Source organism: Streptococcus infantis (assembly GCF_047464615.1).
In the GTDB taxonomy this organism is placed as follows: Bacteria; Bacillota; Bacilli; order Lactobacillales; family Streptococcaceae; genus Streptococcus; species Streptococcus infantis_Y.
Map to the genome: position 1 here is coordinate 1 of NZ_JASHBO010000012.1, position 23,157 is coordinate 23,157.

Consider the following 23,157-nt stretch of genomic DNA (forward strand, 5'->3'; position numbering starts at 1 on the left):
CTCCTTGAAGCTTTGACCTTGCTTTCTAAGTTCATAGATCTGAACTTTATCATCATAAGTTAATTTCATAATAAAAATACCCCAAAAGTTAGTTTTTTTCTGTCTAACTTTTGGGGTGCAGTTCAAATTCGCGATTTTTTTATAATTTCTCGTTAACAAATCGAACAAATTGATTCCACCAAACTTTTAAGAAGAAGGCTTTTTCGACATTTTTTTCTGCGACCATCTCAAAACTAGGTTTGTCAGTTGTAATGTATCCTTGACCAACTAGATCCTTGTCTTCATAAGTCAAATGTCCAACGACAGTTCCTGCCTCTAGTGGAGCAGTGTGTTCAGTCGTGTCCGCTGTGTAAGTAATAGTTGATTGTGTACGACTACCAAGACGTTGTACGATTTTTATATCTTCTTTAGCAACTGCTGTAACCGTATCTTGCTTTCCGTCATAAACTGGAGATTTGCTATCTTGGTAGCTTTCTCCTTGATTGACGATTGTTTGGAGAGCAAAATTGGATGAGATATAATCTAGAAGAGCTGAAGTTGCAGTAAAACGAGCATATGGATTGGTATCTTGGTTGTCAGCATTAAGAACAACTGTAATGACACGCATTCCTTTTTCAACTGTAGTACCTACAAAGGATGCTCCAGCCTTATCAGTTGTACCAGTTTTAAGTCCATCAACACCACCACGATAGGCAGGCATTCCTTCCAACATATAGTTTGTTGAATTAATGGTCATTCCTGCGAAAGTAGATGAAGGTTTCTTGGTAATTTCTAAGACCTGAGGATATTTGAGAATCAGATTACGAGCTACGACAGCAACATCATAAGCGCTCAATTTGTTTTCATCATCTTTCTTTGAACCAGGATAGATATTAGTGCCAAGAGTTTCATTATTGAGCCCAGTTGTGTTGACGAGTGTAGCATCTTGAATTCCCCATTCTTGTAGTTTGGCCTTCATCATATCTACAAAGTCCTTCTCAGAACCGGCAATTTTTTCAGCTAAAGCGATAGCAGCACTGTTCGCACTAGATACTAAAGTAGCTTCTAATAACTCTTCAACAGTGTAATTTCTAGCTTCCATGGGAACGTTACTCGCTTCAGAATTGGTAGTGAGCTGGTAGGGATAATCTGAGATTTCTACAGGAGTAGAAAGGGTGATTTTCCCTTGTTCCAAGGCTTCATAGACTAGATAAACAGTGAGGATTTTACTGATAGAAGCTATTTCAACAGGTTGAGTAGCATCTTTTTCATATAAAATCTTTCCACTGTTAGCCTCAACAGCAATAGCATGTTTTGCAGCTACATCAAAATCCTGGGCCGAAACAGTTGTAGCCGAACCGAATAAAAATAATGTGATTAAGGTTAAAAATAATTTCTTCATAGTAACTTTATTCTATCACAAAGACAAAAGATATTCTTGTTTTTGTGATGAAAGTTATCAATCTTTTTCGAAATATGGTAAAATAGGGAAAAGAGGAGGTGGCCTATGTTTCGGAGAAACAAACTATTCTTCTGGACAACTGAAATTCTACTAATAACCTTAATTTTCTATCTATGGAAAGAAATGGGTGCTATTATCACACCCTTTGTAAGTGTGCTGAATACAATTATGATTCCTTTTTTATTGGGAGGATTTTTGTATTATCTAACTAACCCAATTGTTATCTTTTTAGAGAAGGAATGCAAAATCAATCGCATCATTGGGATTTTGTTAACCCTTTGTGCCTTAATTTGTGCAATCGTACTTAGTTTTGTCTATCTGCTACCGATTTTGATTAATCAGTTGAGTAGCCTAATCTACTCGAGTCAAAACATTTATGGTCGTCTTCAAGATTTAGTCATTGAGTTATCAAAACATCCAGCCCTGCAAAATCTAGATATTCAACAAACTATTCAGCAACTGAATCTCTCATATGTTGATATTTTGCAAAATATCTTGAACAGTGTGACAAATAGTGTTGGAAGTGTTCTATCTGCGCTCGTAAGCACTGTATTGATTATCATCATGACACCAGTTTTCTTGATTTACTTCCTACTTGATGGGCATAAATTTTTACCCATGCTAGAAAGAACTGTATTAAAACGGGATAAATTAAACATATCTGGTTTATTGACAAACCTAAATACAACTATTTCTCGTTACATTAGTGGAGTGTCAATAGATGCAGTTATTATTGGATGTTTAGCTTTTATCGGTTATAGTGTGATTGGTCTAAGATATGCCTTGGTCTTCGCCATTTTTTCTGGATTGGCTAATTTGATTCCATATGTAGGACCAAGCATTGGCTTGATTCCAATGATTATTTCAAATCTCTTCACAGATCCTCATAAAATGATTATTGCTGTCATTTATATGTTGATTATTCAGCAAGTTGACGGAAATATTTTATATCCACGTATTGTGGGTGGGGTTATGAAGGTTCACCCGATTACTATTTTAGTCTTGCTTTTATTATCAAGTAATATTTATGGTGTGATTGGGATGATTGTTGCTGTTCCAACCTATTCCATTTTAAAAGAGATTGCTAAATTCTTAGCTCGATTGTATGAAAATCACAAGGAAGCAAAAGAAGAAGAGAAGCACTTATCAGAATGAAAGAACTAGATCCGCTCTGGTTCTTTTTTCTAAAAATAAGCCTAGTTATAGATATTTTAAATAAATTGGTAGAGGAAGTAGAGTGAGAATAAGAATAATTCACAAAAACTTTGTAAAACACTTGCAATTTAGCTGAAATTTGATAAAATAGTAAGGAAAGTTAGACTGTATTGCCTACTGTCTATCTATAAAATATATTTTATTGGAGGCTTTTACTCAAATGGCAAAAGAAAAATACGATCGTAGTAAACCACACGTTAACATTGGTACTATCGGACACGTTGACCACGGTAAAACTACCCTAACTGCAGCTATCACAACTGTTTTGGCACGTCGCTTGCCTTCAGCAGTTAACCAACCTAAAGACTATGCGTCTATCGATGCTGCTCCAGAAGAACGCGAACGCGGTATCACAATCAACACTGCGCACGTTGAGTACGAAACTGAAAAACGTCACTACGCTCACATCGACGCTCCAGGACACGCGGACTACGTTAAAAACATGATCACTGGTGCCGCTCAAATGGACGGAGCTATCCTTGTAGTAGCTTCAACTGACGGACCAATGCCACAAACTCGTGAGCACATCCTTCTTTCACGTCAGGTTGGTGTTAAACACCTTATCGTCTTCATGAACAAGATCGACTTGGTTGACGACGAAGAATTGCTTGAATTGGTTGAAATGGAAATCCGTGACCTTCTTTCAGAATACGACTTCCCAGGTGACGATCTTCCAGTTATCCAAGGTTCAGCTCTTAAAGCTCTTGAAGGTGACTCTAAATACGAAGACATCATCATGGAATTGATGAACACTGTTGATGAGTACATTCCAGAACCAGAACGTGACACTGACAAACCATTGCTTCTTCCAGTCGAAGACGTATTCTCAATCACTGGACGTGGTACAGTTGCTTCAGGACGTATCGACCGTGGTACTGTTCGTGTCAACGACGAAATCGAAATCGTTGGTATCAAAGAAGAAACTAAAAAAGCAGTTGTTACTGGTGTTGAAATGTTCCGTAAACAACTTGACGAAGGTCTTGCAGGAGACAACGTAGGTGTCCTTCTTCGTGGTGTTCAACGTGACGAAATCGAACGTGGACAAGTTATCGCTAAACCAGGTTCAATCAACCCACACACTAAATTCAAAGGTGAAGTTTACATCCTTACTAAAGAAGAAGGTGGACGTCACACTCCATTCTTCAACAACTACCGTCCACAATTCTACTTCCGTACTACTGACGTTACAGGTTCAATCGAACTTCCAGCAGGTACTGAAATGGTAATGCCAGGTGATAACGTGACAATCGACGTTGAGTTGATCCACCCAATCGCCGTAGAACAAGGTACTACATTCTCTATCCGTGAGGGTGGACGTACTGTTGGTTCAGGTATGGTTACAGAAATCGAAGCTTAATTCGATTTAGTTCCCAGAAGAACAATTATTTAAGTCAGACACTAAAAGAATCTTGCTATGCAAGGTTCTTTTTTTGCGATCAAAAGTGAGAGAGTTACTTTTTTACAATTTCATAAAATCATGGTAAAATGGTTAAATATTAAATTTGGAGAAAAATATGAAGTATAAGCGTATCGTATTTAAAGTGGGAACTTCATCCCTGACACATAAAGATGGAAGTTTATCTCGCAGTAAAGTAAAAGCTATCACACAACAGCTTGCAATGCTGCATGAAGCAGGTCATGAGCTTATTTTGGTGTCTTCTGGGGCTGTTGCAGCAGGTTTCGGAGCCTTAGGATTTAAAAAACGACCAACAAAGATTGCGGATAAGCAAGCTTCAGCGGCGGTTGGTCAAGGATTGCTTCTGGAAGAATATACAACCAATTTGCTCTTAAGACAGATTGTTTCAGCGCAAATCTTGCTAACTCAGGATGATTTTGTCGATAAGCGACGTTATAAAAATGCCCATCAAGCTTTATCTGTTCTTCTCAATCGTGGCGCGATTCCGATTATCAATGAAAATGACAGTGTCGTTATTGATGAGCTCAAGGTCGGGGATAATGATACGCTCAGTGCTCAGGTAGCTGCAATGGTGCAGGCAGATCTTTTGGTCCTCTTAACAGATGTAGACGGTCTTTATACTGGTAATCCTAACTCGGATCCAAGAGCTAAACGTCTGGAGAGAATTGAGACCATCAATCGAAAAATTATAGATATGGCTGGTGGAGCAGGATCATCTAATGGAACTGGTGGCATGCTAACTAAGATAAAGGCAGCGACCATTGCGACAGAGTCAGGTGTTCCCGTTTATATCTGTTCTTCCTTGAAAGCTGATGCTATGATAGAGGCAGCAGAGAAGACTTTGGATGGTTCCTACTTTGTTGCTCAGGAGAAGGGGCTCCGTACCCAGAAACAATGGCTAGCCTTTTATGCCAAAAGTCAGGGAGCAATTTGGGTTGATAAAGGGGCGGCAGAAGCCCTCTCTCAACATGGAAAGAGTCTCCTTTTATCAGGGGTTGTAGATGTTGAGAGCAATTTTTCTTATGGTGATATTGTAACGGTATTTGATAAGGAAACTGGAAAATCACTTGGAAAAGGTAGAGTGCAACTAGGTGCATCGGGGCTCAAAGATGTCCTTCGTTCTCAAAAAGCCAAGGGAGTCCTGATTCATCGTGATGACTGGATTTCTATCACTCCTGAAATCCAACTACTCTTTACAGAATTTTAGAGGTAAACTATGGTAAGTACACAAGAACAATTTGAACTGGTACAGGCAGTTAAAAAAACCATCAATACTGCTAGTGAAACAGTAAAAAACCAAGCCTTGCTAGCTATGGCCGATCACTTATTGGCAGCTACTGAAGAGATTTTATCAGCTAATGTTCGTGATATGGAAGCTGCTAAGGGGAAAATCTCAGATGTTATGTTGGATCGTCTTTATTTGGATGCAGGGCGTATAGAAGCAATGGCAACTGGGATTCGTGAAGTGGTTGCTTTACCAGATCCAATCGGTGAAGTCTTAGAAAGAAGTCAGCTTGAAAATGGTTTGGTCATTACTAAGAAGCGTGTGGCTATGGGTGTTATCGGTATTATCTATGAAAGCCGTCCAAATGTGACATCTGATGCAGCTGCCCTTGCTCTCAAGAGTGGAAATGCGGTTGTTCTTCGGAGCGGTAAGGATGCCTACCAAACAGCTCATGCCATTGTCACAGCCTTGAAGAAGGGCTTGGAGACAACGACCATTCATCCAGATGTCATTCAATTAGTAGAAGATACTAGCCGTGAAAGTAGTTATGCCATGATGAAGGCTAAGGGTTATCTAGATCTTCTTATTCCTCGCGGAGGTGCCGGGTTAATTAATGCTGTCGTTGAGAATGCAATTGTGCCAGTTATCGAAACAGGTACAGGGATTGTTCATGTCTACGTTGACAAAGATGCGGATGAAGACAAGGCACTGTCTATTATCAATAACGCTAAAACTAGTCGTCCTTCAGTCTGCAATGCCATGGAAGTGCTGCTTGTTCATGAAGACAAGGTAGCGGATTTCCTTCCTCGTTTGGAGCAAGTTCTGGTTGTCGATCGAAAAGAAGATGGACTTGAACCGATTCAATTGCGTCTAGATGAGAAAGCTAGTCAATTTATTTCTGGGATAGCAGCGGAGCCACAAGATTTTGACACTGAGTTTTTAGACTATGTCCTAGCTATAAAAGTAGTTTCTAGTCTTGAGGAAGCTGTAGAGCATATAGAAGTCCATAGCACCCATCATTCGGATGCGATTGTGACTGAAAATGCTGATGCTATAGCTTACTTTACAGATCAAGTAGACTCGGCAGCGGTTTATGTCAATGCTTCGACTCGTTTCACAGATGGAGGCCAATTTGGTCTTGGTTGTGAAATGGGGATTTCTACTCAGAAATTACATGCGCGTGGTCCAATGGGCTTGAAGGAATTGACTAGCTACAAATATGTGGTTACTGGTGATGGACAGATAAGGGAGTAAAGAGATGAAGATTGGATTTATCGGCTTGGGGAATATGGGAGCTAGTTTGGCTAAGGCTGTCTTGCAGGCAAAAATGAGTCATCAGATTCTCCTTGCTAATCGTAGTCAAGCTAAGGTGGATGCTTTTATTGCCAATTATGGTGGTCAGGCTTCTAGCAATGACGAAATCTTTGCAGAAGCAGATGTGATTTTTCTAGGAGTAAAGCCAGCACAGTTCTCAGAACTGCTTACTCAATATCAGTCAATCCTTGAGAAACGAGAAAGTCTTCTTTTGATTTCCATCGCAGCTGGTTTGACCTTGGAAAAACTTGCTAGTCTTCTTCCAAGTCACCATAGGATTATTCGCATCATGCCTAATACACCTGTTGCTATTGGGCAAGGAGTGATTAGTTATGCCTTGTCTGCAAATTGTCATCCAGAAGACAATGAACTATTTTGTCAACTGTTAGCCAAGGCTGGCCAGTTAGTTGAATTAAGCGATGGTTTAATAGATGCGGCAACAGGGCTTGCCGGTTGTGGTCCTGCCTTTGTCTATCTTTTCATCGAAGCCTTGGCGGATGCAGGTGTTCAGACAGGATTGCCACGAGAAATGGCTCTGAAAATGGCGGCTAAAACAGTAGTTGGTGCAGGTCAAATGGTCCTAGAAAGTCAGCAACATCCTGGAGTTTTGAAAGACCAAGTTTGCAGTCCAGGAGGTTCGACCATTGTTGGTGTAGCAAGTCTAGAAGAACATGCTTTTAGAGGAACCGTTATGGACGCTGTCAACCAAGCCTACAAAAGAACTCAAGAATTAGGCAAATAAGAGGTGAGTGTTAAAACTCAACCTCTTTTTTATTACAAAGAGCGAAATGAAAAAAGCTTTTCACAAATCCCTATTTTTTTGATAGAATAGAAGAGAGAAAAATAGAAATGAGTCAGACATGTCAAAAGGATTTTTAGTCTCTCTTGAGGGACCAGAGGGAGCGGGAAAGACAAGCGTTCTTGAAGCCCTAATCCCTATATTAGAGGATAGGGGAATAGAAGTTTTAAGCACTCGTGAACCAGGCGGGGTCTTAATTGGAGAAAAGATTCGAGAAGTGATTCTAGATCCTAGTCATACTGAAATGGATCCTAAGACGGAGCTTCTCCTCTATATTGCCAGTCGTCGACAACACCTGGTGGAAAAGGTCTTACCAGCACTTGCAACTGGAAAACTGGTTATTATGGACCGCTTTATTGACAGTTCAGTTGCCTATCAGGGATTTGGGCGTGGTTTAGATATAGAAGCGATTGATTGGCTTAATGAGTTTGCGACAGATGGACTGAAACCTGATTTGACTCTTTATTTTGATATTGAGGTCGAAGAGGGGCTGGCACGTATTGCTGCCAACAGTGATCGGGAGATCAATCGTTTGGACATGGAAGGTCTGGACCTACACCGAAAAGTCCGTCAGGGTTATCTATCTCTTTGGGAAAAGGAAGCAGACCGCATTGTAAAAATTGATGCTAGTCTACCACTTGATCAAGTGATTGCGAACACGCAGCAACTACTTTTTGACAGGATGGGATTAAGGAGATGAAACAAGAGCAATTAAGAGCTAGTCAACCTTTACAATTTGAACGATTTGTTCATATCTTAGAGCAAGGGCAGCTCAATCACGCCTATCTCTTTTCAGGTAATTTTGGAAGTTTAGAGATGGCCCTTTTCTTGTCTAAAAGTCTCTTTTGTAGTGAGAAAACTGGTATTTTTCCCTGTGAAAAATGTCGAAATTGTAAATTGATCGAGCAGGAAGAGCTTCCTGATGTGACTATAATTAAACCTTTGAATCAAGTCATTAAGACGGAGCGTATTCGAGAATTAGTTGGACAATTTGCCCAGTCTGGTATTGAAAACCAACGGCAGGTCTTTATTATCGAACAAGCAGAAAAAATGCATGTGAACGCTGCAAATTCACTCTTGAAGGTTATTGAAGAACCACAGAGCGAAATCTACATATTCTTTTTGACTGATGATGAGGAACAGATGTTACCAACGATTCGAAGTCGGACACAGATTTTCCAATTTAAGAAGCAAGTCTCTACTTTAATGTCACAGCTTGAAGAGGCTGGTTTAGTAAAAAATAAAGCTAAACTATTGGCCCAATTCAGTCAGTCTCAGACCGAGGCTGATAAGCTTGTCCATCAAGCAGGATTTTGGGCACTAGTAGATGAAAGTGAACGCCTTTTTGCTTGGCTTTTAGCCCATAAAAAAGAATCCTATTTGCAGGTTGCAAAATTAACGAGTTTGGCTGATGATAAAGAAAAGCAAGATCAGGTGCTCAGGATTTTAGAGGTATTAGCCGGTCAGGAGATTTTCAACATTTCAGCTCGGAACATTTTGCAACATCTCATTCAAGCTCGAAAAATGTGGCGGGCAAATGTCAGCTTTCAAAACGCTTTGGAATACCTGGTTTTACAAAAAAATTAAAGCAATGATAAATTAAAGAAAGGGCTGTAATGAATAAAAAAGAATTATTTGATGCTTTAGATGACTTTTCACAGCAATTGTTGGTAACCTTGGCAGACGTCGAAGCTATCAAGAAAAATCTCAAGAGTTTGGTAGAGGAAAATACAGCTCTTCGTTTAGAAAATGATAAACTGAGAGAACGATTGGGAGAAGTTGAGGAGACAACTCCATCCAAAACGAAACATGTGAGGGAAAATGTTCGTCGCATTTATGAGGACGGTTTTCATGTTTGCCGTGACTTTTATGGCCAACGTCGAGAGCAGGATGCAGAATGTATGTTTTGTGATGAGTTGTTATTTAGGGAGTAAGTATGCAGATTCAAAAGAGTTTTAAGGGACAATCTCCCTATGGAAAGCTTTATCTAGTCGCAACGCCGATCGGTAATCTAGAAGATATAACTTTCCGCGCCATTCAGACCTTGAAGGAGGTCGACTGGATTGCGGCTGAGGACACGCGCAATACTGGACTTTTGCTCAAGCATTTTGAAATTTCAACCAAACAAATCAGTTTTCATGAGCATAATGTCAAGGAAAAAATTCCTGATTTGATTGAATTGTTGAAGCAAGGTCAAAATCTTGCTCAAGTATCTGATGCGGGGTTGCCTAGTATTTCTGACCCAGGTCATGATTTGGTCAAGGCTGCCATTGAAGAAGATATCGCGGTTGTCACAGTTCCAGGAGCTAGTGCTGGGATTTCTGCCTTGATTGCTAGTGGTTTATCACCCCAACCACACACTTTTTATGGTTTCTTACCACGAAAATCAGGTCAGCAAAAGCAATTTTTCGAAGCAAAAAAAGCTTATCCTGAAACTCAGATCTTCTATGAATCACCTCACCGTGTTGCAGATACGCTAGAAAATATGCTAGAAGTCTACGGTGATCGCTCGGTGGTCTTGGTTAGAGAATTGACTAAAATCTTTGAAGAATACCAACGTGGAAAAATTTCAGAATTACTGGAAAGCATCGCTGAAACACCGCTCAAAGGCGAATGCCTTCTCATTGTAGAAGGTGCTAGTCAGGAGGTAGAGGATAAGGATGAAAAGGATTTATTCTCTGAGATACAGGACCGCATTCAGCAAGGTATTAAGAAAAATCATGCCATTAAGGAAGTTGCAAAGATTTACCAATGGAACAAAAGCCAGCTCTATGCTGCCTACCACGAATGGGAAGAACATCAGGAAAACAACTAGACAGGGAAGTTTGCCTTCTTCCCTTTTTTTGTTATACTAGAAGAAGAAAAAAATAGAAAGATTTGTGGGTGTCAAACAGTCTAGTGACTTGTTCTGGAATGGATTTAAGTTTCACCCAAAGAGGTATTAGTGTCGTGTCTCAATCTTATATCAATGTTATAGGTGCTGGTTTGGCAGGTTCTGAAGCAGCCTACCAAATCGCAGAGCGTGATATTCCAGTTAAACTTTATGAAATGCGTGGTGTCAAGTCAACACCTCAGCATAAAACTGACAATTTTGCCGAGTTAGTTTGCTCAAATTCCTTGCGTGGGGATGCTCTTACAAATGCCGTAGGTCTCCTCAAGGAGGAAATGCGCCGCCTAGGTTCTCTTATCTTGGAATCTGCTGAAGCAACCCGTGTTCCTGCAGGTGGTGCCCTTGCGGTTGACCGCGATGGTTTCTCTCAAATGGTTACTGAAAAGATTGCCAACCATCCCTTGATTGAAGTGGTACGTGACGAAATTACAGAATTGCCAACGGATGCTATTACAGTTGTTGCGACTGGTCCTTTGACTAGTGATGCTCTTGCTGAGAAAATTCATGCTCTTAATGGCGGTGACGGTTTTTATTTCTACGATGCTGCAGCGCCTATTGTGGATGTCAACACCATTGATATGAGCAAGGTTTATCTCAAATCTCGTTATGATAAGGGAGAAGCAGCCTATCTCAATGCTCCGATGACCAAGCAAGAGTTTATGGATTTCCATGAAGCTTTGGTTAATGCAGAAGAAGCACCTCTTAACTCTTTTGAAAAAGAAAAATACTTTGAAGGCTGTATGCCAATCGAAGTCATGGCTAAACGAGGCATCAAAACCATGCTCTATGGACCCATGAAGCCAGTTGGTTTGGAGTATCCAGACGATTACACAGGTCCTCGTGATGGAGAATTTAAAACTCCTTATGCGGTCGTTCAGCTTCGTCAGGACAATGCTGCAGGTAGTCTTTATAACATCGTTGGTTTCCAAACTCACCTTAAATGGGGAGAACAAAAGCGTGTCTTCCAAATGATTCCAGGTCTTGAAAATGCGGAGTTTGTTCGTTATGGGGTCATGCACCGCAATTCTTATATGGATTCACCAAATCTTCTTGAACAGACCTACCGTTCTAAGAAACAACCAAACCTCTTCTTTGCTGGTCAAATGACGGGTGTGGAAGGCTATGTTGAATCAGCAGCATCAGGCTTAGTTGCTGGGGTTAACGCTGCTCGTCTTTTCAAGGGTGAAAGTGAAGCTATCTTCCCAGAGACCACAGCGATTGGAAGTCTGGCTCATTATATCACTCACGCTGATAGCAAACATTTTCAACCAATGAATGTCAATTTTGGGATTATCAAAGAGTTGGAAGGCGAGCGTATCCGTGATAAGAAGGCTCGTTATGAAAAAATTGCAGAGCGTGCCCTTAACGATTTAGAGGAATTTTTAACGGTCTAATTTTTTTGAAAGAATTGCTCATGATACTATAAAAATCTTAGAAATTGTGATAAAATAGGTAGGATAAAAAAAGGAGAGTGAAAATGGCGAATCCCAAGTATAAACGTATTTTAATTAAGTTATCAGGTGAAGCCCTTGCCGGTGAACGTGGCGTAGGGATTGATATCCAAACAGTTCAAACAATCGCAAAAGAGATTCAAGAAGTTCATAGCTTAGGTATCGAAATTGCCCTTGTTATCGGTGGAGGAAATCTCTGGCGTGGAGAACCTGCTGCAGAAGCAGGTATGGACCGTGTTCAGGCAGATTACACTGGAATGCTTGGGACTGTTATGAATGCTCTTGTGATGGCAGATTCATTGCAACAAGTCGGTGTTGATACACGTGTACAAACAGCTATTGCTATGCAACAAGTAGCAGAGCCTTATGTACGTGGACGTGCCCTTCGTCACCTTGAAAAAGGCCGTATCGTTATCTTTGGTGCTGGAATTGGTTCACCATACTTCTCAACAGATACAACAGCGGCCCTTCGTGCAGCTGAAATCGAAGCAGATGCCATCCTTATGGCTAAAAATGGTGTCGACGGTGTTTACAATGCCGATCCTAAGAAAGATAAGACAGCCGTTAAGTTTGAAGAATTGACCCACCGTGACGTTATCAACAAAGGTCTTCGTATCATGGACTCAACAGCTTCAACCCTCTCAATGGACAACGACATTGACTTGGTTGTCTTCAATATGAACCAACCAGGCAACATCAAACGTGTTGTATTTGGTGAAAATATCGGAACTACAGTTTCAAATAATATCGAAGAAAAGGAATAAGAAATCATTATGGCAAACGCAATCGTAGAAAAAGCAAAAGAGAGAATGACCCAATCTCACCACTCACTTGCTCGTGAGTTTGGAAGTATTCGTGCTGGACGTGCTAATGCTAGCTTGCTTGACCGCATCCACGTTGAGTACTATGGTGTTGAAACACCACTTAACCAAATTGCTTCTATCACAATCCCAGAAGCGCGTGTCTTGTTGGTAACACCATTTGACAAATCATCTTTGAAAGATATCGAACGTGCTTTGAATGCTTCAGACCTAGGTATCACACCAGCTAACGATGGTTCTGTTATTCGCTTGGTAATCCCAGCTCTTACAGAAGAAACTCGTCGCGACCTTGCTAAAGAAGTGAAAAAAGTGGGTGAGAATGCTAAAGTTGCTATCCGTAATATCCGTCGTGATGCTATGGACGAAGCTAAGAAACAAGAAAAAGCAAAAGAAATCACTGAAGACGAATTGAAGACTCTTGAAAAAGATATTCAAAAAGCAACAGACGATGCTGTTAAACACATCGATGAAATGACTGCCAACAAAGAAAAAGAAATCTTGGAAGTCTAAGAAATAAACAGAAAAACTCAGTTGGCATTGCTGGCTGAGTTTTATTCGAAAGAAGGAAATATGAATACAAATCTTGCAAGTTTTATCGTTGGACTCATCATCGATGAAAATGACCGTTTTTACTTTGTTCAAAAGGATGGTCAAACATATGCCCTAGCTAAAGAAGAAGGTCAGCATACAGTTGGTGATACGGTCAAAGGTTTTGCTTACACAGATATGAAGCAAAAATTGCGTCTCACTACTACAGAAGTGACTGCAACTCAGGAACAATTTGGTTGGGGAACAGTAACAGAGGTTCGTAAGGACCTTGGGGTTTTTGTTGATACAGGATTACCAGACAAGGAAATCGTTGTGTCACTAGATATTCTTCCTGAACTTAAAGAGCTCTGGCCTAAGAAGGGTGATCGACTTTATATTCGTCTAGAAGTGGATAAGAAGGACCGTATCTGGGGAATCTTAGCTTATCAGGAAGATTTCCAACGATTGGCACGTCCTGCCTACAATAACATGCAGAATCAAAATTGGCCTGCAATTGTATACCGTCTCAAATTATCAGGAACCTTTGTCTATTTACCTGAGAACAACATGCTTGGATTTATCCATCCTAGCGAGCGCTACGCAGAGCCACGTTTGGGACAAGTTCTAGATGCGCGTGTCATTGGATTCCGTGAGGTTGACCGAACTCTTAATCTCTCTTTAAAACCACGCTCTTTTGAAATGTTGGAAAATGATGCCCAGATGATTTTGACCTACTTGGAAAGCAATGGGGGGGTCATGACTTTAAATGATAAGTCATCTCCAGACGACATCAAGGCAACCTTTGGTATTTCTAAAGGTCAGTTCAAGAAAGCACTTGGTGGCTTGATGAAGGCTGGTAAAATCAAGCAAGACCAGTTCGGCACAGAGTTGATTTAGGAGGCTTATGAGAAAATCATTTTATACTTGGCTCATGACCGAGCGCAACCCTAAAAGCAATAGTCCCAAAGCAATTTTAGCGGATCTGGCTTTTGAGGAGTCCGTCTTTCCGAAACATACAGATGATTTCGATCAAGTGAGTCGTTTTTTAGAGGAACATGCTAGCTTTTCCTTTAATATGGGAGACTTCGATCGAATTTGGCAAGAATATCTAGAACATTAAGACCACTAGATGGGGTTGGGGATAGTAATTTCTCAGCCTCTTTGCTATAATATAGTCATTCAGTTTAACTTTTATGAGAAATTTTCCCATTATTTGGCAACTAGCTTTGTCTGTGACCTATTGTCAAGATGGTGGGGACTTGAAGACTAGTTCACCTAAAAGAAAACAAAATGATAAAACGAAATTAAAGAGTTAGAGAGGTTCTTTATTTGAAGGAACATTCAATAGATATTCAACTGAGTCATCCAGATGATTTGTTTCATCTTTTTGGTTCTAATGAGCGCCATCTTCGTTTGATGGAGGATGAGTTAGATGTCATCATCCATGCTCGTACAGAGATTGTACAAGTCTTGGGGGAGGAGTCAGCTTGTGAGGAAGCCCGACAAGTTATTCAAGCCCTGATGGTTTTGGTCAATCGTGGAATGACCGTTGGAACTCCGGATGTAGTGACAGCTATTACCATGGTTAAGAATAATGAAATCGATAAGTTTGTCGCCCTCTATGAAGAAGAAATTATCAAGGATAATACAGGCAAGCCTATCCGTGTTAAAACCTTGGGTCAAAAGCTTTATGTGGATAGTGTCAAACAACACGATGTGACCTTTGGTATTGGGCCGGCAGGGACAGGTAAAACCTTCCTAGCAGTGACCTTAGCCGTAACAGCTCTCAAGCGTGGGCAAGTCAAGCGTATCATTTTGACACGTCCTGCGGTAGAAGCAGGGGAGAGCTTAGGATTTCTTCCAGGAGATCTTAAGGAAAAGGTAGATCCTTATTTACGACCAGTTTATGACGCCTTGTACCAGATTCTTGGGAAGGATCAAACAACCCGTCTCATGGAACGTGAAATTATTGAAATTGCTCCTCTAGCCTATATGCGTGGGCGTACCTTGGATGATGCCTTTGTCATTCTCGATGAGGCGCAAAATACGACCATCATGCAGATGAAGATGTTCTTGACACGTCTTGGATTTAATTCTAAGATGATTGTCAATGGGGATATTAGTCAGATTGACTTGCCGCGGAACGTTAAGTCAGGTTTGATTGATGCCCAGGAAAAACTCAAGAACATTCACCAGATCGACTTTGTACACTTCTCAGCCAAGGATGTGGTTCGCCATCCAGTCGTTGCTCAGATTATCAGAGCCTATGAACCTCGACCTGTCAAAGCTGAAGAAAGTGAAGAAGAAAGAGAATAAGGAAAAAGAACCTAGGCAAAAACTAGCTCTCCAATAAAACCACACAGTGATTCCAGTCTTGAATATAATCAAGCTGAAAGAAACACTGTGTGGTTTTTGAATAGTTGATGTTTTAGAGGCTAGATTCTTTGCCAATTTGGTGAGATTCATGCTCATGAAGATGAATGCTATCTCTGTTGCGACAGCTTGTTTACCTCTGACATGCACTCTGCGCACGCCGAAAACTACCAAAAACGGGTTCAACATCAATTTTCCGTTTGGCATAAATTTGAGAGCCTTCTTCACTATGTAATGTTTGCGTAAGGAGTTCCTTAAAGTAATTCCAAGTTGGATTATAATGGATTTGTTTCTGATTTCCACTATCTGTTTTAGCCAACTGTTCTAACTCTGGAGTATCTTGAACTTTATCCGCCTCATAAATCTTGAAATCACGTTGAAAGCCATACTTATCAGTTCGACTAGAGTAGTTCTTAAAGGAATAAACTAGGCCATCGGGCTTTATAAACTGGTCCGTGTCCTCAAGATATTCCCAGTTCATTGGGTTATCTGTGCTCGTTTAGTACTTTTTAGTCAATTTCGATTAGGTTGTTGGCATGTTTACTGGAGCGGAAATTATTAATCGTTTTATAGCTAACATAGGTATCTTGGCTGAACCATTTCATGGGAATGATTTCTTCGTTCAATTGAACGATTTTACGTCCCAAGAACACTTGACGACCATAAGCGAATATGGTCATCTTCATGAGCATGGTTGGACGAAAGGCAGGGCGACCAGTGTGAGAGGTCTATTTCAGTAATATTTGACTAGGGATATTGTCAACAAATAGGCTAATCATTCTCGCTTCGTGAGTTGATGGAATATCGTAGGGATGATTTACTTCCAAACTTAAATGATTTTAGTGATTCAACTTGATTGCTACTATTTTTGATAGTGTGAATGTGCCTATAATGTATCTCAGTTAACTACGAAAGTTTTGGATTCTATGAAATTAACATACGTTAATAAAAAAATTAACCTGTGTTAATTTTTTCTTGACTTAAAAATTTTTAATTGATATACTATTTTTCAGAGAGCTAACAATTATATATAAATGTACTACTCTATTTCCTAGATAATACTTAGTAAAACTTTTTATAACAAAGGCTAGCAAAGTTAAAGTTTTCTATCTATTGGAAGTTAAATAAATATGTAAGGAATTAAAATGAAAAAAAGTACAGTATTGTCATTAACTGCAGCTGCAGTTATTTTAGCAGCCTATGTCCCTAATGAGGTAGTCTTAGCAGACACATCTAGCTCCGAAGATGCTGTAACTATCTCTGATAAAGAAAAAGTAGCAGTAGATAAGGAGACAGAAAATAAAGAGACAGAAAATAAAGAGAAACATGAAGATATCCATAGTGCTAAGGAAACTTCACCGGATTTTAAAGAGAAGAAAACAACAGTTATTGAGGAAAAAGAAGTTGTTAGTAAAGAATCTGTGATAGATAACAAAACTAGCAATGAAGAAGCAACAATCAAAGAAGATTCCAATCAATCCCAAGAAGATAAAGTGGACTCGTCTGCAAGTAAAGACCCAGAAATTCCAAAAAAAGAGGATAAACTTGTCTATATTGCTGAATTTAAAGATAAAGAATCTGGAGAAAAAGCAATCAAGGAACTAGCCAATCTTAAGGATACAAAAGTTTTATATACTTATGATACAGTTTTTAACGGTAGTGCAATAGAAACAACTCCAGATAATCTGGATAAAATTAAACAAATAGAAGGTATTTCATCGGTTGAAAGGGCACAAAAAGTCCAACCTATGATGAATCATGCTAGAAAGGAAATTGGAGTTGAGGAAGCTATTGATTACCTAAAATCTATCAATGCACCATTTGGTAAAAACTTTGATGGTAGAGGTATGGTCATTTCAAATATCGATACCGGGACAGATTATAGGCATAAGGCCATGAGGATTGATGATGATGCTAAAGGCTCAATGAGATTCAAAAAAGAAGACTTAAAAGGTACTGATAAAAATTTCTGGTTGAGTGATAAAATCCCTCATGCTTTTAATTATTATAATGGTGGTAAAATTACTGTGGAAAAAGCTGATGATGGGAGCGATTATTTTGATCCACATGGGATGCATATTGCAGGGATTCTTGCGGGGAATGATACTGAAAAAGACATCAAGAACTTTAACGGAATAGATGGAATTGCTCCTAATGCACAGATCTTCTCTTATAAAATGTACTCTGACGCAGGATCTGGCTTCGCAGGAGATGAGACAATGTTTCATGCTATTGAAGATTCCATCAAACACAATGTCGATGTTGTTTCGGTATCATCTGGCTTTACAGGAACAGGTCTTGTAGGTGAGAAATATTGGGAGGCTATTAGAGCATTAAGAAAAGCAGGCATTCCAATGGTTGTAGCTACGGGTAACTATGCGACTTCTGCTTCAAGTTCTTCATGGGATTTGGTGGCAAATAATAATCTGAAAATGACCGACACTGGAAATGTAACACGAACTGCAGCACATGAAGATGCGATAGCGGTCGCTTCTGCTAAAAATCAGACAGTTGAGTTTGATAAAGTCAACATAGGTGGAGAAAATTTTAAATACAGAAATATAGGGGCCTTTTTCGATAAGAATAAAATCACAACAAATGAAGATGGTTCAAAAGCTCCTAGTAAATTGAAATTTGTATATATAGGCAAGGGTCAAGACCAAGATTTGATAGGTTTGGATCTTAAGGGCAAAATTGCAGTAATGGATAGAATTTATACAAAGGATTTAAAAAATTCTTTTAAAAGAGCTACGGATAAGGGCGCACGCGCCATTATGGTTGTAAATACTGTAAATTACTACAATAGAGATAATTGGACAGAGCTTCCAGCTATGGGATATGAGGAGGATGAAGGAACTACTAGTCAAGTGTTTTCAATTTCAGGAGATGATGGTGTAAAGCTATGGAACATGATTAACCCTGATAAAAAAACTGAAGTCAAAAGAAATAATAAGGAAGATTTTAAAAATAAATTGGAGCAATACTATCCAATTGATATGGCCAGCTATAATTCTAATAAACCGAATGTAGGTGACGAAAAAGAGATTGACTTTAAGTTTGCACCTGACACAGACAAAGAACTCTATAAAGAAGATATCATAGTTCCAGCAGGATCCACATCTTGGGGACCGAGAACAGATTTACTTTTAAAGCCTGATGTCTCAGCACCTGGTAAAAATATTAAATCTACTCTTAATGTCATTAATGGGAAATCAACTTATGGTTATATGTCAGGGACTAGTATGGCAACTCCTATCGTGGCAGCTTCTACTGTTTTGATTAGACCAAAGTTAAAGGAAATGCTTGAAAGACCTGTGTTGAAAAATCTTAAGGGAGATGACAAAATAGATCTTACAAGTCTTACAAAAATAGCCCTACAAAATACTGCACGACCTATGATGGATGCGACTTCTTGGAAAGAAAAAAGTCAATACTTTGCATCACCTAGACAACAGGGGGCAGGGCTAATTAATGTTGCCAATGCTTTGAGAAATGAAGTTGTAGCGACTTTCAAAAACACGGATTCTAAAGGTTTGGTAAACTCTTATGGTTCTATTTCTCTTAAAGAAATAAAAGGAGATAAAAAATACTTTACAATTAAGCTTCACAATACATCAAACAGACCTTTAACCTTTAAAGTTTCAGCATCAGCGATAACTACAGATGCTCTAACTGATAGACTAAAACTGGATGAAACATACAAAGATGAAAAATCTCCAGATGGGAAGCAAATTGTTCCAGAAATTCATCCAGAGAAAGTAAAAGATGCAAATATTACATTTGAGCATGACACTTTCACTATAGCCCCAAATTCTAGTTTTGATTTAAATGCGGTTATAAACGTTGGAGAGGCTAAAAATAAAAATAAATTTGTAGAATCATTTATTCATTTTGAGTCAGTGGAAGAAATGGAAGCTCTAAACTCCAATGGGAAGAAAACAAATTTCCAACCTTCTTTATCGATGCCTCTAATGGGATTTGCTGGAGATTGGAACAAAGAACCAATCCTTGATAAATGGGCCTGGGAAGAAGGTTCAAAATCAAAAACAATGGAAGGTTATGATGATGATGGTAAACCAAAAATTCCAGGAACCTTAAATAAGGGAATTGGTGGAGAACATGGTATAGATAAATTTAATCCAGCAGGAGTTATACAAAATAGAAAAGATAAAAATACAACATCCCTAGATCAAAATCCAGAATTATTTGCTTTCAATAACGAAGGGATCAACGCACCATCATCAAGTGGTTCTAATATTGCTAAAATTTATCCTTTAGATTCAAACGGAAATCCTCAAGATGCTCAACTTGAGAGAGGATTAACACCTTCTCCACTTGTATTAAGAAGTGCAGAAGAAGGAATGATTTCAATAGTAAATACAAATAAAGAGGGAGAAAATCAAAGAGACTTAAAAGTCATTTCGAGAGAACACTTTGTTAAAGGAATTTTAAACTCTAAAAGAAATGATGCAAAGGGAATCAAATCTTCTAAGCTAAAAGTTTGGGGCGACTTGAAATGGGATGGACTCATCTATAATCCTAGAGGGAAAGAAGAAAATGCACCAGAAAGCAAGGATACCAAAGATCCAGCTACTAGGATAAGAGGTCAATTTGAACCGATTGCGGAAGGTCAATATTTCTATAAATTTAAATATAGATTAACTAAAGATTACCCATGGCAGGTTTCCTATATTCCTGTAAAAATTGATAACACAGCTCCTAAGATTGTTTCGGTTGATTTTTCAAATCCTGAAAAAATTAAGCTGATTACAAAGGATACTTATCACAAGGTAAAAGATCAATACAAGAATGAAACTCTATTTGCGAGAGATCAAAAAGAACATCCTGAAAAATTTGACGAGATTGCAAACGAAGTTTGGTATGCTGGCGCCGCTCTGGTTAATGAAGATGGAGAGGTTGAGAAAAATCTTGAAGTAACTTATGCAGGTGAGGGTCAAGGACGAAATAGGAAACTTGACAAAGACGGAAATACCATTTATGAAATTAATGGTGCAGGAGATTTAAGAGGAAAAATCATTGAAGTCATTGCACTAGATGGCTCTAGCAATTTCACAAAGATTCATAGAATTAAATTTGCTGATCATGCTGATGAAAAGGGGATGATTTCCTATTATCTAGTAGATCCTGATCAAGATTCATCTAAATACCAAAAGCTTGGCGAGATTGCCGAATCTAAATTTAAAAATTTAGAAAATAGAAAAGAGGATAGTCTTAAAAAAGATACAACTGAAGTAGAACATCATCAAGAAAATGAAGAGTCTATTGAAGAAAAATCTAGCTTGACTATTCATAAAACTATTTCAACAATTAGAGATTTTGAAAGTAAAGACTTAAAGAAACTCATTAAAAAGAAATTTAGAGAAGTTGATGACTTTACAAGTGAAACTGGTAAGAGGACAGAAGAATACGATTATAAATACGATGATAAGGGAAATATCATTGCTTATGACGATGGTAGCGCCTTAGAATATGAAACTGAAAAACTTGACGAAATCAAATCAAAAATTTATGGTGTTCTAAGCCCGTCTAAAGATGGACACTTTGAAATTCTTGGAAAGATAAGTAATGTTTCTAAAAATGCCAAGGTATATTATGGTAATAACTATAAATCGATAGAAATCAAAACGACCAAGTATGATTCCCACTCAAAAACGATGACATTTGATTTATACGCTAATATTAATGATATTGTGGATGGATTAGCTTTTTCAGGAGATATGAGATTCTTTGTTAAAGATGATGATCAGATAAAAGCTGAAACTAAAATTAGAATGCCTGAAAAAAATAAGGAAACTAAGACAGAATATCCCTATGCATCAAGTTATGGGAATGTAATAGAATTAGGAGAAGGAGATCTTTCAAAAAACAAACCAAACAATTTAACGGACATGGAATCTGGTAAAATCTATTCTGATTCAGAAAAACAACAATATCTGTTAAAAGATAACATTATTCTAAGAAAAGGCTATGCACTAAAAGTGACTACCTATAATCCTGGAAAAACGGATATGTTAGAAGGAAATGGAGTCTATAACAAGGAAGATATAGCAAAAATCCAAAAGACCAATCCTAATCTAAGAGTCCTTTCAGAAAAAATAATTTATGCTGATAGTAGAAATGTTGAAGATGGAAGAAGTACTCAATCAGTATTAATGTCGGCTTTAGACGGCTTTAACATTGTAAAATATCAAGTGTTTACCTTTAAAATGAACGATAAAGGGGAGGCAATCGATAAAGATGGAAATCTTGTAACAGATCCTTCTAAACTGGTATTATTTGGTAAGGATGGTAAAGAGTACACTGGAGAGGATAAGTCCAATGTAGAAGCTATAAAAGAAGATGGCTCTACGTTATTTATTGATGCAAAACCAGTAAACCTTTCAATGGACAAGAACTACTTTAATCCATCTAAATCTAATAAAATTTATGTACGAAATCCAGAATTCTATTTAAGAGGTAAGATTTCTGATAAGGGTGGTTTTAACTGGGAGTTGAGAGTTAATGAATCGGTTGTAGATAATTATTTAATCTATGGAGATTTACACATTGATAACACTAGAGATTTTAACATTAAGCTTAATGTTAAAGACGGTGACATCATGGACTGGGGAATGAAAGACTATAAAGCAAACGGATTCCCAGATAAGGTAACAGATATGGATGGAAATGTTTATCTTCAAACTGGCTATAGCGATTTGAATGCGAAAGCGGTTGGAGTACACTATCAATTTTTATATGATAATGTTAAACCAGAAGTAAAGATTGATCCTAAGGGAAATACTAGTATTGAATATGCTGACGGAAAATCTGTTGTCTTTAACATCAATGATAAAAGAAATAATGGATTCGATGGTGAGATTCAAGACAAACATATTTATGTAAATGGAAAAGAATACAAATCATTTGATGATATTAAACAACTAACAGATAAGACACTAAATATTAAGATTCTTGTAAAAGATTTCGCAAGAAATACGACCGTAAAAGAATTCATTTTAAACAAAGATACGGGAGAGGTTAGCGAATTAAAACCTCAGATGGTAACTGTGACCATTCAAAATGGAAAAGAAATGAGTTCTAAGATAGTGTCGGAAGAAGATTTCATTTTACCTGTCTATGAGGGTGAATTAGAAAAAGGATATCAATTTGATGGCTGGGAAATTTCTGGTTTCGAAGGGAAAAAAGATGTTGGCTATGTTATTAATGTATCAAAAGATACCCTTATAAAACCTGTATTCAAGAAAATAGAGGAGAAAAAGGAGGAGGAAAATAAACCTACTTTTGATGTATCCAAAAAGAAAGAAAAAACACAATCTGATTTAACTAATGATGTAAGCAGTATTGTTCCTGATAAAAACTTTGAAAATAAGAAGGAAGTTTATCTTAATGAACAAGACAGCATAGCTAATAAACCTACCGATATCGATAGTAAATCAACTACTAACAATTCTGATAGGTTGCCAAAAACTGGGACAGTTAGAGAAGTCTTCACGTTATTAGTTGCCGGAATAATATTTACCGTAGGTGCATTTCTTGGATTGAAGAAGAAAGATCAAGATTAAGACAAAAGCTATAGAAAAAAAGGTTTATGTACTGAGATTAGCTAGTGTGATGATGAAACAGTTTTGTGAAAATAGCCATTTTTAACTCAATTAGTTAGTT

General features: G+C 38.3%; 17 protein-coding genes and 1 pseudogene. 16 read left to right on the top strand and 2 right to left on the bottom strand.

Going from position 1 to position 23,157, the window contains the following annotated elements; genetic code table 11:
• Positions 1 to 139: 139 nt before the first annotated feature.
• Positions 140 to 1,381, bottom strand: a complete 1,242-nt coding sequence (pbp3, locus tag QM450_RS07785; protein ID WP_414320206.1) for a D-alanyl-D-alanine carboxypeptidase PBP3 — start codon at positions 1,379 to 1,381, stop codon at positions 140 to 142.
• 105 nt (positions 1,382 to 1,486) lie between these two features.
• On the opposite strand from pbp3, the gene QM450_RS07790 reads away from it, so the two are divergent.
• The 15 genes from QM450_RS07790 to QM450_RS07860 all read left to right on the top strand — a co-directional run bounded on the left by QM450_RS07790 (position 1,487) and on the right by QM450_RS07860 (position 15,417).
• Positions 1,487 to 2,596: an AI-2E family transporter gene (locus tag QM450_RS07790; RefSeq protein WP_414320207.1), complete on the top strand. Its 1,110-nt coding sequence runs from the start codon at positions 1,487 to 1,489 to the stop codon at positions 2,594 to 2,596.
• Between the two features lie 220 nt (positions 2,597 to 2,816).
• Positions 2,817 to 4,013, top strand: a complete 1,197-nt coding sequence (gene tuf, locus QM450_RS07795; RefSeq protein ID WP_001040718.1) for an elongation factor Tu — start codon at positions 2,817 to 2,819, stop codon at positions 4,011 to 4,013.
• 157 nt (positions 4,014 to 4,170) lie between these two features.
• Positions 4,171 to 5,280: a glutamate 5-kinase gene (gene proB, locus QM450_RS07800; RefSeq protein ID WP_414320208.1), complete on the top strand. Its 1,110-nt coding sequence runs from the start codon at positions 4,171 to 4,173 to the stop codon at positions 5,278 to 5,280.
• 9 nt (positions 5,281 to 5,289) lie between these two features.
• Positions 5,290 to 6,552: a glutamate-5-semialdehyde dehydrogenase gene (locus tag QM450_RS07805; protein WP_414320209.1), complete on the top strand. Its 1,263-nt coding sequence runs from the start codon at positions 5,290 to 5,292 to the stop codon at positions 6,550 to 6,552.
• A 4-nt stretch (positions 6,553 to 6,556) separates the two neighbouring features.
• Positions 6,557 to 7,354, top strand: coding sequence for a pyrroline-5-carboxylate reductase (gene proC, locus QM450_RS07810; protein ID WP_414320210.1), 798 nt, complete (start codon positions 6,557 to 6,559; stop codon positions 7,352 to 7,354).
• Positions 7,355 to 7,472: 118 nt separating this feature from the next.
• Positions 7,473 to 8,111, top strand: coding sequence for a dTMP kinase (gene tmk / locus QM450_RS07815; protein ID WP_414320211.1), 639 nt, complete (start codon positions 7,473 to 7,475; stop codon positions 8,109 to 8,111).
• A complete protein-coding gene (locus QM450_RS07820; protein ID WP_414320212.1) occupies positions 8,108 to 8,998 on the top strand; it encodes a DNA polymerase III subunit delta' in 891 nt (296 codons plus the stop codon). Before tmk ends, QM450_RS07820 begins: the two co-directional genes overlap by 4 nt.
• Positions 8,999 to 9,027: 29 nt before the next feature.
• On the top strand, positions 9,028 to 9,345 hold the full coding sequence (yabA, locus tag QM450_RS07825; RefSeq protein ID WP_070461008.1) for a DNA replication initiation control protein YabA: 318 nt from the start codon (positions 9,028 to 9,030) through the stop codon (positions 9,343 to 9,345).
• Positions 9,346 to 9,347: 2 nt separating this feature from the next.
• A complete protein-coding gene (gene rsmI, locus QM450_RS07830) occupies positions 9,348 to 10,226 on the top strand; it encodes a 16S rRNA (cytidine(1402)-2'-O)-methyltransferase (protein WP_414320213.1) in 879 nt (292 codons plus the stop codon).
• A gap of 134 nt (positions 10,227 to 10,360) precedes the next feature.
• Positions 10,361 to 11,695: a methylenetetrahydrofolate--tRNA-(uracil(54)-C(5))-methyltransferase (FADH(2)-oxidizing) TrmFO gene (gene trmFO, locus QM450_RS07835; protein ID WP_414320214.1), complete on the top strand. Its 1,335-nt coding sequence runs from the start codon at positions 10,361 to 10,363 to the stop codon at positions 11,693 to 11,695.
• A gap of 83 nt (positions 11,696 to 11,778) precedes the next feature.
• Positions 11,779 to 12,516 (top strand): UMP kinase, encoded by a 738-nt coding sequence (gene pyrH / locus QM450_RS07840; protein ID WP_000002996.1) that lies wholly within the window; start codon positions 11,779 to 11,781, stop codon positions 12,514 to 12,516.
• A 9-nt stretch (positions 12,517 to 12,525) separates the two neighbouring features.
• Positions 12,526 to 13,083 (top strand): ribosome recycling factor, encoded by a 558-nt coding sequence (gene frr, locus QM450_RS07845; protein WP_001262232.1) that lies wholly within the window; start codon positions 12,526 to 12,528, stop codon positions 13,081 to 13,083.
• A gap of 60 nt (positions 13,084 to 13,143) precedes the next feature.
• Positions 13,144 to 13,998, top strand: coding sequence for an RNA-binding virulence regulatory protein CvfB (gene cvfB / locus QM450_RS07850; RefSeq protein WP_414320215.1), 855 nt, complete (start codon positions 13,144 to 13,146; stop codon positions 13,996 to 13,998).
• A 7-nt stretch (positions 13,999 to 14,005) separates the two neighbouring features.
• The gene (locus QM450_RS07855; protein WP_414320216.1) at positions 14,006 to 14,221 is read left to right on the top strand and encodes a YozE family protein; all 216 of its coding nucleotides are present in this window, start codon (positions 14,006 to 14,008) and stop codon (positions 14,219 to 14,221) included.
• Positions 14,222 to 14,430: 209 nt separating this feature from the next.
• On the top strand, positions 14,431 to 15,417 hold the full coding sequence (locus QM450_RS07860; protein WP_075228694.1) for a PhoH family protein: 987 nt from the start codon (positions 14,431 to 14,433) through the stop codon (positions 15,415 to 15,417).
• Here QM450_RS07860 and QM450_RS07865 read toward each other — a convergent pair.
• A pseudogene (locus QM450_RS07865) lies at positions 15,316 to 16,301 on the bottom strand (transposase). The gene QM450_RS07860 and the pseudogene QM450_RS07865 overlap by 102 nt on opposite strands.
• A gap of 318 nt (positions 16,302 to 16,619) precedes the next feature.
• Between QM450_RS07865 and QM450_RS07870 the strand changes: the two are divergent.
• Complete coding sequence (locus QM450_RS07870) at positions 16,620 to 23,057, top strand: S8 family peptidase (RefSeq protein ID WP_414320217.1); 6,438 nt, start codon at positions 16,620 to 16,622, stop codon at positions 23,055 to 23,057.
• Positions 23,058 to 23,157 lie beyond the last annotated feature (100 nt).